Below are 13,869 nucleotides of genomic sequence, written 5' to 3'. Positions count from 1 at the left end.
GTGCGGAAACCGGGTCGGGCGCGTCGTTACGATCGACGCGCTCGACGTCCCCTTCACGCCAGGAGCCCCACCGTGCCCGACATCCAGGTCACCCTCGTCCGCGCCGACGGCTGCGAGGAGCTGACCACGACGGCGGGCACCAAGGCCTGGGAGCTGTTCCGCGACGACGCCGACGTCATCGCGGCCCGGGTCGACGGCGCGCTGGTCGACCTCGCGCGCGAGCTGGCCGACGGCGAGGTGGTCGAGGGCGTCGCCATCGACAGCCCCGACGGCCACGACATCCTGCGGCACTCGACCGCCCACGTCATGGCGCAGGCGGTGCAGGAGCTCTTCCCCGACGCCAGGCTGGGCATCGGGCCGCCGGTCACCGACGGCTTCTACTACGACTTCGACGTCGCGACCCCCTTCGTGCCCGAGGACCTCGAGAAGATCGAGTCGCGGATGCGCAAGATCATCAAGGCCAACCAGCGCTTCTCGCGTCGCGTCACCACCGACGACGACGCGCGGGTCGAGCTCGCCGACGAGCCCTACAAGCTCGAGCTCATCGGCCTCAAGGGCGGCGCCGCCGAGGCGGCCGAGGGCGCGGGGGCCGAGGTCGGCGCCGGCGAGCTGACGATCTACGACAACCTCGACCGCAACGGCGAGGTGGCGTGGAAGGACCTCTGCCGCGGTCCGCACCTGCCGACGACCAAGCGGATCCCGGCCTTCAAGCTGATGCGCTCCGCCGCGGCGTACTGGCGCGGTGACGAGAAGAACAAGCAGCTGCAACGGGTCTACGGCACCGCGTGGGAGAGCAAGGAGGCACTCGACGCCCACCTGCACCGGCTCGAGGAGGCCGAGAAGCGCGACCACCGCAAGCTGGGCCGCGACCTCGACCTGTTCAGCTTCCCCGACGAGATCGGCTCGGGCCTGCCGGTCTTCCACCCCAAGGGCGGCGTGCTCAAGCGCGTGATGGAGGACTACGTCCGCACCCGCCACGTCGAGGAGGGATTCGACTACGTCGGCACGCCGCACATCTCCAAGGAGCAGACCTTCCACCTGTCGGGGCACCTGCCGTACTACGCCGACGGCATGTTCCCGCCCATGGAGATGGAGGGCGCCAACTACTACCTCAAGGCCATGAACTGCCCGATGCACAACCTGATCTTCGGGTCGCGCGGGCGGTCCTACCGCGAGCTGCCGCTGCGCTTCTTCGAGTTCGGCCACGTCTACCGCAACGAGAAGTCGGGCGTCATCCACGGGCTGACGCGCGTGCGCGGCTTCGCCCAGGACGACTCGCACTCCTACGTCACCCGCGAGCAGGCCCCGGGCGAGATCAAGCACCTGCTCGACTTCGTGCTCGGTCTGCTGCGCGATTTCGGGCTCGACGACTTCTACCTCGAGATCTCCACGCGCGACGACTCCAAGCCCGACAAGTTCGTCGGCAGCGACGAGGACTGGGCGACCGCGACCCAGGTCCTGGAGGACGTCTGCACGGCCTCCGGTCTCGAGCTCGTGCCCGACCCGGGTGGTGCCGCGTTCTACGGCCCCAAGGTGTCGGTGCAGGCGCGCGACGCCATCGGCCGTACCTGGCAGATGTCGACCATCCAGTACGACTTCAACCAGCCCCGCGGCTTCGACCTGCAGTACCAGGCCGCCGACGGCACGCGTCAGCAGCCGGTGATGATCCACTCCGCGAAGTTCGGCTCCATCGAGCGCTTCGTGGGCGTGCTCACCGAGCACTACGCCGGCGCCTTCCCGCCCTGGCTCGCGCCGGTGCAGGTGCAGGGCATCCCGATCGCCGAGCGCCACGGCGACTACCTGCAGGACGTCGCCCGGCAGCTGCGGGCGCGGGGCCTGCGGGTCGAGGTCGACCACTCCGACGACCGGATGCAGAAGAAGATCCGCAACGCCCAGCTGCAGAAGGTGCCCTTCATGGTCATCGCGGGCGACCAGGACGTCGAGGCCGGCGCGGTGAGCTTCCGCTACCGCGACGGCCGCCAGGACAACGGCGTGCCCGTGGCCGAGGCCATCGAGCGCGTCGCCCAGGCGGTCGCCGACCGGGTGCAGGTGTGACCCACCCGGCGCTCGACCCGGGCGGGACCGAGCGTGACGGGTTCGAGGGCTTCGACCGGCTCTGGACGCCGCACCGGATGGCGTACGTCGCCCCCGAGCGGCCGGGGGACGACGCCGGGTGCCCGTTCTGCGCGATGGTCGACGACCTGCCGCCGGGCGCCGGGCCGGTGCCGGAGCGGCGCGACGAGTCCGACCTCGTGGTGGCGACGGGGGAGCGGTGCTTCGTGGTGCTCAACCTGCACCCCTACAACCCCGGACACCTCATGGTGCTGCCGCGGCGTCACGTCGCGGACCTCGAGGACCTCACCGACGACGAGGCGGTCGAGGTCACCCGGCTGACGCAGCACGCCCTTCGGGTGCTGCGGCACACGAGCGGGCCGCACGCGTTCAACGTCGGCCTCAACCTCGGCGGCGTCGCCGGCGGCTCGCTGTCGCAGCACCTGCACCAGCACGTCGTGCCGCGGTGGTCGGGCGACGCCAACTTCATCACCGTCGTGGGCGGCACCAAGACGCTGCCGATGCTCCTCGCCGACACGCGTGACCTGCTCGCCAGCGCCTGGACCTCCGAGCCCTAGGGTCGGCGCGAGATGTTGGAACGGTTCAGGCACTTCTGGCAGGACATCGTCCTCGGCCCCGTCGTCCGCGTGCTGCTGCGCTGGCAGGTGAGCCCCGACGTCGTCACCCTGGTCGGCACCCTCGGTGTCGCGGTCGGGGCGCTGGTGTTCTTCCCGCAGGGCATGCTGCTGGCCGGGGTCCTGTTCATCACCGCCTTCGTCTTCTCCGACCTCGTCGACGGCGCCATGGCGCGCGAGCTCGGACGCAGCTCGCGGTTCGGCTCGTTCCTCGACTCCACGCTCGACCGCATCGGTGACGCGGCGATCTTCGGCGGGTTGGTGCTCTTCTACGCCGGCCCCGGCGACAGCTATCTCTACCTGTGCCTGGCGCTGTGGAACCTCGCCACCGGAGCCGTCACGTCCTACGCCCGGGCCAAGGCCGAGTCGCTCGGCCTCGACGCCCACGGTGGCATCGCCGAGCGCGCCGACCGCCTCGTGTCCATCCTGGTGATGACGGGGTTCTCCGCGCTGCTCGGGCTGCCGATCCTCATGGAGCTGACGCTGTGGGTGCTGGCGGCGGCGAGCACCGTCACGGTGGTGCAGCGCATCCTCATGGTGCGGCGCCAGGTGGTGGCCTCGGAAGGGGTGTAACGACCCCTCGAACGGGGCGTTACGCAACCTCCCGAGCCTGTCTAGGCCAGGCTCCGCGAGTTGTCGCGAAGCCCTTTTGTCCAGTTTTCGACTGCGGCACAGTGGTGGCACATCGCACCGAGCGATGAGCTGGAAGACCCGGACCGAGCGCCACCGCGGGGGAGGCGCCCTCCCCGGGTCCTCCGGCTCCGTCGGGGCCGGTGGTGGCGTCGCCGCGGGGGAGACGTCAACGCCGGCCCCGACCCCGACGGGCGCTCGGCGTGACGCCACCGCGGGGGAGGCGCCACGTCGAGCGCCAGGGCGCGGTTCCCGCTCAGCGGGAGCCGCGCCCTCTCGTCGTTCAGGGCCCCGTGCGGGTGGTCGGGGGCTCACCACCGCGGGCGGGGGCGTCGTACGCCGGTAGGCTGGCGACGTCCGTGTGGCTCCCGCCGACCGGCGCGCGAGCCCGGACCACCGACAGCGTGCCGACAGCGTGCCTGCGGGCCGAGGAAGGGGAGCTCATGTCCGGCCACTCCAAGTGGGCGACCACCAAGCACAAGAAGGCCGTCATCGATGCCCGACGGGGCAAGATGTTCGCCAAGCTCATCAAGAACATCGAGGTCGCGGCCCGCATGGGCGGTGGCGACCCGTCGGGCAACCCCACGCTCTACGACGCGATCCAGAAGGCCAAGAAGTCGTCGGTCCCCAACGACAACATCGACCGCGCGGTCAAGCGCGGCTCGGGCGCCGAGGCGGGCGGTGCCGACTACTCGACGATCATGTACGAGGGCTACGGCCCGAGCGGCGTGGCGATCCTCGTCGAGTGCCTCACCGACAACAAGAACCGTGCCGCCATGGAGGTCCGCACCGCCATGACCCGCAACGGCGGCTCGCTCGCCGACCCGGGCTCGGTCGCCTACATGTTCCACCGCAAGGGCGTGGTCATCGTCCCGACCGACCAGGAGGGGCGACAGGTCTCCGAGGACGACGTGCTCGAGGCCACGCTCGACGCCGGCGCCGAGGACGTCAACGACCTCGGCGAGTCCTTCGAGGTCGTCTCGGAGGCCACCGACCTGGTGCCGGTGCGCAACGCCGTCAAGGAGGCCGGTCTCGACTACGACTCCGCCGAGGCCGCATTCGTGCCGACCATGCAGGTCCAGCTCGACGCCGACGGCGCCGGCAAGGTCTTCCGCCTCATCGAGGCCCTCGAGGACCTCGACGACGTGCAGAACGTCTTCGCCAACTTCGACGTCTCCGACGAGGTCATGGCGACCGTCGACGCCTGAGGCCGCAGGCGACCCGGCTTTTCGGACGAAACGCTCGCGACACGCCGTGCTTAGGGGTGCGGATCGGTCGGAAACCGGCACCGGAGGTGCGTTTCGCTCGAAAAGCCCCGCCGGGCCGGAGCGTGTTGCTCACGGCTCCACCCCGGCGGCCTCGGTAGCCTCCGAACACCTGTTCGTACGGCGCGAGGGAGCGACGGATGCGCGTGCTGGGAGTCGACCCCGGCCTGACCCGGTGCGGGATCGGCGTGGTCGAGGGCGCGCTCGGACGGCCGTTGTCGCTCGTCGACGTCGGAGTCGTGCGCACCAGCGCCGACCTGCCCGTCGAGCAGCGGTTGCACGCCGTGGAGCAGGGGCTCGAGGAGTGGGTACGACGCACCTCGCCCGACGCCGTCGCGGTCGAGCGGGTCTTCGCCCAGCACAACCTGCGCACCGTGATGGGCACGGCGCAGGCGAGCGGGATCGCGCTGCTCGTCGCCGCCCGGCACGGGCTGCCGGTCGCGCTGCACACCCCCAGCGAGGTCAAGGCCGCCGTGACGGGTGAGGGTCGGGCCGACAAGGCTCAGGTCGGTGCCATGGTCGCCCGGCTGCTGCGGCTCCCGGAGGCGCCGAAGCCGGCCGACGCCGCCGACTCGCTCGCGCTCGCGATCTGCCACCTGTGGCGCGGCTCCGCGCAGAGCCGCATCGCCGCGGCGGTGGCAGCCCAGAAGCAGGTCCAGAAGCAGGCCCAGAAGCACGCCCGCACGCAGGCCCAAGAGCGGCCGGCGGTGCACCGGTGATCGCCTCCGTGCGGGGCCGCGTGCTCCAGCTCGGCCTGACCAACGCCGTCGTCGAGGTCGGGGGCGTGGGTCTCGAGCTGCAGTGCACCCCCGACACGCTCGCCGGACTGCGCCACGGCCAGGAGGTGCTGCTGCCCACGAGCCTGGTCGTGCGCGAGGACTCGCTCACGCTGTTCGGCTTCGCCGACGACGACGAGCGTCAGCTCTTCGAGCTCGTGCAGACGGCCAGCGGCGTCGGGCCCAAGCTCGCGCAGGCCATGCTCGCGGTGCTCCGCCCCGACGTGCTGCGCATGGCCGTGGCCGGCGAGGACGTCCGCACCCTGACGACGGTGCCCGGCATCGGGCAGAAGGGTGCGCAGCGCATCATCCTCGAGCTCAAGGACCGCATCGGTGTGCCCACGGGCGGCGCCGCCGCTCCTGCACCCACCGCCGGCGCGGTGTCTGCGTGGCAGGGGCAGGTGCACGCCGGCCTGGTCGGGCTCGGCTGGACCCCCAAGGAGGCCGACAAGGCCGTCGCCGCGGTCGCCCCCGAGGCCGAGCAGGCCCCTCAGCCCGACGTCGCGACGCTGCTGCGCAGCGCCCTGCGCAGCCTGAGCCGGAGCTGAGGGGCGCGTGGAGGAGCAGCAGCTCGAGGCCGCCGAGGCGGCGTACGTCGCCGAGCGGGAGGAGGGCGCCCGGCTCACCGCCGCGGAGGCCGACGGCGACGAGCGGGTGGTCGAGGCGGCGCTGCGACCACGCAGCCTCGACGCGGTCATCGGCCAGGAGCGCGTCCGCGAGCAGCTCGGGCTGGTGCTCGACGCGGCGAAGGCGCGTGGGCGGGTGCCCGACCACGTGCTGCTCAGCGGTCCCCCCGGCCTCGGCAAGACGACGCTCGCCATGATCATCGCCGCCGAGATGGGCGCGCCCCTGCGGCTCACCTCCGGCCCGGCCCTGACCCACGCGGGCGACCTCGCGGCCGTGCTGTCGGGGCTGAACGAGGGCGACGTGCTGTTCGTCGACGAGATCCACCGCACCGCGCGGCCCGCCGAGGAGCTGCTCTACATGGCGATGGAGGACTTCCGGGTCGACGTCGTCATCGGCAAGGGTCCCGGGGCCACCGCCATCCCGCTCGAGATCCCGCCGTTCACGCTGGTGGGCGCCACCACGCGGGCCGGACTGCTGCCGAGCCCGTTGCGCGACCGCTTCGGTCTCACGGCCCACCTGGAGTACTACGAGCCCGACGAGCTGGAGCGCATCGTGCGCCGCTCGGCCGACCTGCTCGACGTCGAGCTGCGTCCCGACGGCTCCGCCGAGATCGCCGGCCGCTCCCGCGGCACGCCGCGCATCGCCAACCGGCTGCTGCGCCGCGTCCGCGACTACGCCCAGGTACGCGCCGACGGCGTCGTCGGGCGCGAGGTCGCGCGCCGCGCCCTCGACCTGTTCGAGGTCGACGAGTCGGGCCTCGACCGGCTCGACCGCGGGGTGCTCGACGCCCTGTGTCGCCGCTTCGGTGGCGGGCCGGTCGGTCTCTCCACGCTCGCGGTCGCCGTGGGGGAGGAGCGGGAGACCGTCGAGGAGGTGGCAGAGCCGTTCCTGGTGCGCCTCGGTCTGCTCGCGCGGACGCCGCGGGGGCGGGTGGCCACCCCGGCGGCCTGGGCCCACCTCGGCCTGGAGCCGCCCGCGGGGAGTGCCGACGAGACGGCGCTGTTCGGGATGCCGCCCGGCTGAGCGAAGGCACCGACGAGCACCTGGGGCTCGCGGCTGCCGGTGCGGTGCCCGGCGTACCCGGCGAGCCCGGTTACACTCCCCGTTCGTGCCCCGGCGACAGCGGCGAGGCTCGCGGTCCGCCCGCGCAGCCGCTGGTCAGGGCCCCGACGTCGTCTTCCCCGTGGGAGTTGGATCCGTTGTCTGACGCAGCGCCGCTGCTGTTCCTGTTCCTCGCGCTGGTGGTCTTCTGGCTGCTGGTGATGCGCCCTGCCCGCAACCAGCAGCGCAAGGTGCAGCAGGTGCAGGCCTCGCTCGAGCCGGGCCAGGAGGTCGTGCTGTCCTCGGGCATCTTCGGCACCATCCGCGGCCTGACCGAGGCCCGCGCCGAGGTCGAGATCGCCCCCGGCACCGTCGTCACCGTGGCCCGCCAGGTGATCGTGCGTCGCAGCGACGAGCTCGCCGACGACAACGCGGCCAGCCGGGCCCCCGCGGCGTCCGACGCCGGGGACGACGCCGGGGACGACGCACGTCGCGACGTCGCAGACCGCCCCCGCACCGAGGGCGGCACCGACGCGCCCGGCCAGGCCTGAGGAGACCGAGCACCGTGGCCCAGAACCGCGACCCGCGGCCCGTCCGCACGCTGGTGGTCTTCGGACTGTCGCTCGTGCTGCTGTTCGGGCTCGCTGCCCTCGGCAAGACCTGGAAGCCCCAGCTCGGCCTCGACCTCGAGGGCGGCACCCGGATCACCCTGTCGGCGCTCGACAACCGCGCGGTGACCCCCGAGAACCTCCGCCAGGCCGCGTCGATCATCGACCAGCGCGTCAACGGCACCGGTGTCGCCGAGGCCGAGGTGACCACCCAGGGCGACCGCAACGTCATCGTCGAGATCCCCGGCCCCACGCGCGACGACATCGTCGAGTCCGTCTCCCGCACCGCCCAGCTGCGCTTCCGCATCGTGGCCGGTGCCGCCCCGGGCCGGGCCTCGGCGCAGCAGCCGGCCCCGACCGAGAGCCCCTCCGGGAGCCCCTCCGGCAGCCCCTCCGGCAGCCCTTCGGCCCAGCCGTCCGAGGGGGGCGACCAGGTCGAGCCCGGCGGTGACGGCAACGGCGACGGTGGTGGCAACGGCGGGCCCGCACCTGCCGACGACGAGGCCACGCCCCGCCCCCGACCCGCCCCGGCGGTCGACGTGGTGCAGAACCAGTCACCGACCGCGTCGCCCTCGGCCCAGCCGTCCGCCCAGCCGTCCGACGGCGCCCCGCAGCAGCCCTCCGACGGGGCCTCCGCGGCACCTGGCGGCGGCGAGGGAGCCTCGATCGACGACCCGCTCGCGTGGGCGCAGAACCCCGGCACCGAGTTCCTGCAGCAGTTCACCGAGTTCACCTGCCCCGAGGAGGGCGAGGCCGCCGAGCCGCAGGCCGACGACCCGGACCAGCCGTTGGTGGCGTGCGACGAGGACGGCAACAAGTACCTCATGTCCAAGGCGGTCATCGAGGGCACCGAGCTGCGCGACGCCTCGTTCGGAATCCCGCAGAACGACACCCAGTACGCCGTCCAGCTCAGCTTCCGCGCCTCGGCGCGCGACACCTTCGGCGAGGTGACGACCGCCCTGCAGCGCACCGGCGGCACCTTCGCGATCGTGCTCGACGGCACCGTGCTCTCGGCACCGACCGTGCAGTCGCCGATCCTCGACGGCAACGCCCAGATCACCGGTGACTTCACCGAGGCCGAGGCGCAGTCGCTGTCCAACTCGCTGAAGTTCGGCGCGCTGCCGATCCGGTTCGCCGACCCGTCGGTCGAGACGGTCGGCCCCTCGCTGGCCGGCAACCAGCTCTCCGCGGGCATCTACGCCGGCGTCGCCGGCCTGCTGATCGTGATGATCTACTGCCTCGGCTACTACCGCGGCCTCGGCCTGGTGGTGATCGCCTCGCTGGTCGTCTCCGCGCTGATGACGTACGCCGCGGTGCTGGTGCTCGCGGTCGCCGCCAACTTCGCCCTGACGCTGCCCGGCATCGCCGGCCTGATCGTGGGTGTCGGCATCACCGCCGACTCGTTCATCGTCTACTTCGAACGCATCCGTGACGAGATGCGCGACGGGAAGTCGATGCGGGTGGCCGTCGAGACGGGCTGGAAGCGCGCCCGGCTGACCTGTCTGGCCGCCGATGCGGTGTCGTTCCTGGCCGCGGTGGTGCTCTTCATCTTCGCCATCGGCGTCGTGCGCGGCTTCGCGTTCGCGCTCGGCCTGAGCACCATCATCGACGTCGTCATCTTCTTCTTCTTCACCAAGCCGCTGATGACGCTGCTGGCGCGCTACCGGTTCTTCAACGGCGGCCACCGTCTGTCCGGGCTGTCGCGGGGCAGCCTCGGCGTCGACGGCCCACCGACGACCCGGGCGGCGCAGCCCGGCCTGGCGCGAGGGAGTGCCTGATGGGACGCATGAGCAGGCTCGGCAACGCGCTCTACGAGGGCGACGTCTCCGTCGACTTCGTGGGGCGCAAGTGGCTCTGGTACGCCGTCTCGGCGCTCATCGTGGTCGCCGCGGCCAGCGGGCTGCTCGTCAAGGGCCTCAACTTCGGCATCGAGTTCGAGGGCGGCGTCGAGTACCAGGCGCAGGTCAGCAGCGCAGCCGCCGGCGACGACGGCGTCGACGCGATCCGCGAGGCCGTGGCCGACACCGGCATCGGGGCCGCCTCCAACCCGCAGGTGACGACCGCGAGCAGCGGCGGGGGCACCTCGGTGCGGGTGCAGACCGAGGCGATGCCCAACAGCGACGCCCAGCAGGTGCGTGATGCGATCGCGGAGGCGGCCGGCGTCGACGAGGGCGACATCTCGACCACCGAGATCGGGCCCAGCTGGGGCGCGCAGGTCGCCGAGCGGGCGCTCACCGGCCTCGTGGTCTTCCTCGTCCTCGTCGTGCTGTTCATCTGGGCCTACTTCCGCGAGTGGAAGATGTCGGTCGCGGCGCTGGTGGCCCTCGCCCACGACGTCATCATCACCGTCGGCGTCTACGCCTGGTCGGGCTTCGAGGTCACCCCGTCGACGGTGACGGGCCTGCTGACGATCCTGGGCTTCTCGCTCTACGACACCGTCGTCGTGTTCGACAAGGTGCGCGAGAACACCCGCAACCTCGCCCGCGGCAACCGCACCTACGCCCAGCAGGCCAACCTCGCCGTCAACCAGACGCTGGTCCGCTCGGTCAACACCTCGATCGTCGCGCTCCTGCCCGTCTTCGTCATCCTCTGGGTCAGCATCACCACGCTCGGTGGCAGCGGGTCGCTGCAGGACCTCGCGCTGTCGCTGTTCGTCGGCATGGCGGCGGGTGCCTATTCCTCGGTCTTCATCGCCACCCCGCTCGCGGTGCACCTCAAGCAGGGCGAGAAGGAGATCGCGCGGGCCGACGACCGGGCGCGGTCCCGGGCCCGCCGCGGCGCCGACCGCTACGCCGACGTGCCGGTCTTCCACGACGGCATGGCCGCCGACGACGAGCAGGCGGCGTACGACCCCGAGGCCGACGACGGCGAGCCCGGTCGGGATCGGTCTCCCCGCTCGAGCATGACGACGCAGCCCCGCACCGACCGCCTCGGCTCCGGTCGCACCGTGCCCGAGAGCAAGGCGCCGATGGGCGAGGGCGGCTCGTCCAAGCGCAGCCAGCCGCGGCGCGAGCCGCGCTCGAAGCGGAAGTGAGGCGCCGGTGAGCGAGCAGACGACCACTGCGACCGACCCCGGGCTCGACGAGCTCGTCGGCTCGCTGGTGCGCGACGTGCCCGACTTCCCCAAGCCGGGCGTGGTCTTCAAGGACATCACCCCGGTGCTCGACCACCACGAGGCGTTCACCCGCGTCGTGACCGCGCTGGCCGCGGCCGGGCGCGACGAGTCCGGGGCGGTCCTGGTCGACCGGGTCGTCGGCATGGAGGCCCGCGGCTTCATCCTGGCCGCGCCGGTGGCGCTCGCCCTCGGGGTGGGCTTCGTGCCCGTGCGCAAGCCCGGCAAGCTCCCCTGGGAGACGCGGGCCGTCTCCTACGCGCTCGAGTACGGCGAGGAGACCCTCGAGATGCACGTCGACGCGCTCGCCCCGGGCGACCGGGTGCTCGTCGTCGACGACGTGCTCGCCACGGGGGGCACGGCCCAGGCCACACGCGAGCTCGTCGAGCAGGGCGGCGGCACGGTGGCGGGGGTGGCCGTGCTGATGGAGCTCAGCTTCCTGCCCGGGCGCGAGGCGATTGGCGACCTGCCGCTCACCGTCCTGCACACCGTCTGAGGACCCGCGGCCGCCTCGGGTCGTCGTACGCCTCGGCCGGCTGCCTAGACTGGGCCCACACCCACCGGCGAAGGGATGCCCCATGGCCGAGGACCCGGTGCGGACCGCGTCCCCCTCCACGGCGGACGACGAGTCCGCCGTCGAGGAGGTCCGCGCGCCCGTGACCCGGCCGGCCCCGTCGGTCCAGCGTCCCGCCGCCCCGGCCCGGGCGCCCGAGCGGGTCCCGGTGCTCACCGGGCGCGGCGTACGCGCCCGGCTCGCCCGGATGAGCAGCAGCAAGCAGGTCGGCAACCCGGTGCTCGAGCCGTTGTTCCGCACCGTGCGCGCCAACCACCCCAAGGCCGACCTGGCGCTGCTCGAGCGCGCCTACGACACGGCCGAGACGTTCCACCGGGGCCAGGTCCGCAAGAGCGGAGACCCCTACATCACCCACCCGCTCGCCGTCACGACCATCCTCGCCGACATCGGCATGACCGAGCCCACCCTCGTGGCCGCGCTGCTGCACGACACCGTCGAGGACACGCCCTACACCCTCGACCAGCTGCGCAAGGACTTCGGTGACGAGGTCGCCCTCCTGGTCGACGGCGTCACCAAGCTCGACAAGGTCAAGTACGGCGACTCGGCGCAGGCCGAGACCATCCGCAAGATGATCGTGGCGATGAGTCGCGACATCCGCGTGCTCGTCATCAAGCTCGCCGACCGGCTGCACAACATGCGCACGCTGCGCTACGTCAAGGCCGAGACGCAGGAGCGCAAGAGCCGCGAGACCCTCGAGATCTACGCCCCGCTCGCGCACCGGCTCGGCATGAACACGCTGAAGTGGGAGCTCGAGGACCTCGCGTTCGCCACCATGCACCCCAAGATCTACGACGAGATCGTGCGGCTCGTCGCCGAGCGGGCCCCCTCGCGCGACCAGTTCCTGACCCAGGTCATCGCCCAGGTCGAGCAGGACCTCAGGACCGCGCGCATCAACGCCCGCGTGACCGGCCGGCCCAAGCACTACTACTCGATCTACCAGAAGATGATCCACGGGGGCCGTGAGTTCTCCGACATCTACGACCTCGTCGGCATCCGCATCCTGGTCGACTCCGACCGCGAGTGCTACGGCGTCCTCGGCGTGCTGCACAACCGCTGGAACCCCCTGACCGGGCGGTTCAAGGACTACGTCGCGATGCCGAAGTTCAACATGTACCAGTCGCTGCACACGACGGTCATCGGCCCGCAGGGCAAGCCCGTCGAGATGCAGATCCGCACCGTCTCCATGCACCGCCGCGCCGAGTACGGCGTCGCGGCGCACTGGAAGTACAAGGAGGACAAGCGCACCGGCGGCGACGGCGACGCCACCGCCTCCGACGCCGAGATGCCGTGGCTGCGGCAGCTGCTCGACTGGCAGAACGAGGTCGAGGACCCGGGGGAGTTCCTCGACTCGCTGCGCTTCGAGATCAACAGCGCCGAGGTCTTCGTCTTCACGCCGCGCGGCGACGTGATGGGCCTGCCCACCGGGTCGACCCCGATCGACTTCGCCTATGCCGTGCACACCGAGGTCGGCCACCGCGCCATCGGCGCGCGGGTCAACGGCCGGCTGGTGCCGCTGGAGTCGCAGCTCGAGCACGGCGACGTGGTCGAGGTGTTCACCTCCAAGGCCGACAACGCCGGCCCCTCGCGCGACTGGCTGCAGTTCGTCCGCTCGCCGCGGGCCCGCAGCAAGATCCGCCACTGGTTCACCAAGGAGCGGCGCGAGGAGGCGATCGAGCAGGGCAAGGACCAGATCGGGCGGCTGCTGCGCAAGGAGGGCCTGCCCCTCAAGCGCGTGATGACCCACGAGTCGCTGACTGAGGTCGCCCGCGAGTTCCGCGTCGCCGACGTCTCCGCGCTGTACGCCGCCGTGGGCGAGGGCAACCTCGGCGCCCAGACGGTCGTGCGGAAGGTCATCGAGGTCTCCGGAGGCACGGCCGGTGCGGCCGAGGACCTCGCCGAGGCCGTGACGATCACCGGCCCCGCCGGGCCGGTCCGGACCTCCTCGGCGTCGTCCGACTCGGGCATCGTCGTCAAGGGTGTCTCCGACGTCCTGGTCAAGCTCGCCCGGTGCTGCACCCCGGTGCCGGGCGACGAGATCCTCGGCTTCGTCACCCGTGGTGACGGCATCTCGGTGCACCGTCGCGACTGCACCAACGCCAAGCAGCTGCTCGCGCAGCCCGAGCGGCTCGTCGAGGTCGAGTGGGCGCCGACCACCCAGTCGACGTTCCTGGTGCAGATCATGGTCGAGGCCCTCGACCGCGCCCGGCTGCTCTCCGACATCACCATGGTGCTGTCCGACCAGCACGTGAACATCCTCTCGGCCAGCCTCACGACCAGCCGCGACCGCGTCGCCAAGTCCCGCTTCGCCTTCGAGATGGGCGACCCCAAGCACCTCGGCCACGTCCTCAAGGCCGTCCGCCAGGTCGACGGCGTCTTCGACGCCTACCGCGTCACCTCCTGACCCACCCTCCTCCGCCCCGCCGAGGGGTCACTGCCTGGCGGTCGAGGAGTCACTGCCTGGCGGTCGAGGGGTCACTGCCTGGCGGTCGAGGGGTCACTGCCTGGCGGTCGAGGGGTCACTGCCTGGCGGTCGAGGGGTCACTGCCTGG

The 13,869-nt window shown here is 72.0% G+C and carries 12 protein-coding genes; all 12 read left to right on the top strand.

Going from position 1 to position 13,869, the window contains the following annotated elements:
• The first annotated feature begins 72 nt into the window (after window positions 1–72).
• On the top strand, window positions 73–2,055 hold the full coding sequence (gene thrS, locus ACYU8I_RS03035) for a threonine--tRNA ligase (protein WP_460837310.1): 1,983 nt from the start codon (window positions 73–75) through the stop codon (window positions 2,053–2,055).
• The gene (locus ACYU8I_RS03030) at window positions 2,052–2,630 is read left to right on the top strand and encodes an HIT family protein (RefSeq protein ID WP_460837306.1); all 579 of its coding nucleotides are present in this window, start codon (window positions 2,052–2,054) and stop codon (window positions 2,628–2,630) included. The genes thrS and ACYU8I_RS03030 overlap by 4 nt, the downstream gene beginning before the upstream one ends.
• 12 nt (window positions 2,631–2,642) lie before the next feature.
• On the top strand, window positions 2,643–3,260 hold the full coding sequence (pgsA, locus tag ACYU8I_RS03025) for a phosphatidylinositol phosphate synthase (protein ID WP_460837304.1): 618 nt from the start codon (window positions 2,643–2,645) through the stop codon (window positions 3,258–3,260).
• A 500-nt stretch (window positions 3,261–3,760) separates the two neighbouring features.
• Window positions 3,761–4,525 carry a YebC/PmpR family DNA-binding transcriptional regulator gene (locus tag ACYU8I_RS03020; protein WP_460837302.1) on the top strand — a complete coding sequence of 255 codons (765 nt, stop codon included), beginning with the start codon at window positions 3,761–3,763 and terminating at the stop codon, window positions 4,523–4,525.
• A gap of 206 nt (window positions 4,526–4,731) precedes the next feature.
• Window positions 4,732–5,301 (top strand): crossover junction endodeoxyribonuclease RuvC, encoded by a 570-nt coding sequence (gene ruvC / locus ACYU8I_RS03015; protein ID WP_460837679.1) that lies wholly within the window; start codon window positions 4,732–4,734, stop codon window positions 5,299–5,301.
• Window positions 5,298–5,906, top strand: coding sequence for a Holliday junction branch migration protein RuvA (gene ruvA / locus ACYU8I_RS03010; RefSeq protein ID WP_460837301.1), 609 nt, complete (start codon window positions 5,298–5,300; stop codon window positions 5,904–5,906). The genes ruvC and ruvA overlap by 4 nt, the downstream gene beginning before the upstream one ends.
• 7 nt (window positions 5,907–5,913) lie before the next feature.
• Window positions 5,914–7,008, top strand: a complete 1,095-nt coding sequence (gene ruvB, locus ACYU8I_RS03005; protein ID WP_460837298.1) for a Holliday junction branch migration DNA helicase RuvB — start codon at window positions 5,914–5,916, stop codon at window positions 7,006–7,008.
• Between the two features lie 176 nt (window positions 7,009–7,184).
• Window positions 7,185–7,577: a preprotein translocase subunit YajC gene (gene yajC, locus ACYU8I_RS03000; RefSeq protein ID WP_460837296.1), complete on the top strand. Its 393-nt coding sequence runs from the start codon at window positions 7,185–7,187 to the stop codon at window positions 7,575–7,577.
• A 14-nt stretch (window positions 7,578–7,591) separates the two neighbouring features.
• Window positions 7,592–9,412 (top strand): protein translocase subunit SecD, encoded by a 1,821-nt coding sequence (gene secD, locus ACYU8I_RS02995; protein ID WP_460837295.1) that lies wholly within the window; start codon window positions 7,592–7,594, stop codon window positions 9,410–9,412.
• Complete coding sequence (gene secF / locus ACYU8I_RS02990; protein WP_460837293.1) at window positions 9,412–10,668, top strand: protein translocase subunit SecF; 1,257 nt, start codon at window positions 9,412–9,414, stop codon at window positions 10,666–10,668. Before secD ends, secF begins: the two co-directional genes overlap by 1 nt.
• 7 nt (window positions 10,669–10,675) lie before the next feature.
• Window positions 10,676–11,242: an adenine phosphoribosyltransferase gene (locus ACYU8I_RS02985; protein WP_460837291.1), complete on the top strand. Its 567-nt coding sequence runs from the start codon at window positions 10,676–10,678 to the stop codon at window positions 11,240–11,242.
• 82 nt (window positions 11,243–11,324) lie between these two features.
• On the top strand, window positions 11,325–13,721 hold the full coding sequence (locus ACYU8I_RS02980; RefSeq protein ID WP_460837290.1) for a RelA/SpoT family protein: 2,397 nt from the start codon (window positions 11,325–11,327) through the stop codon (window positions 13,719–13,721).
• Window positions 13,722–13,869: the final 148 nt, after the last annotated feature.

Source organism: Nocardioides marmoraquaticus, from assembly GCF_054777915.1.
This window is presented reverse-complemented; position numbering and strand designations above follow the sequence as displayed.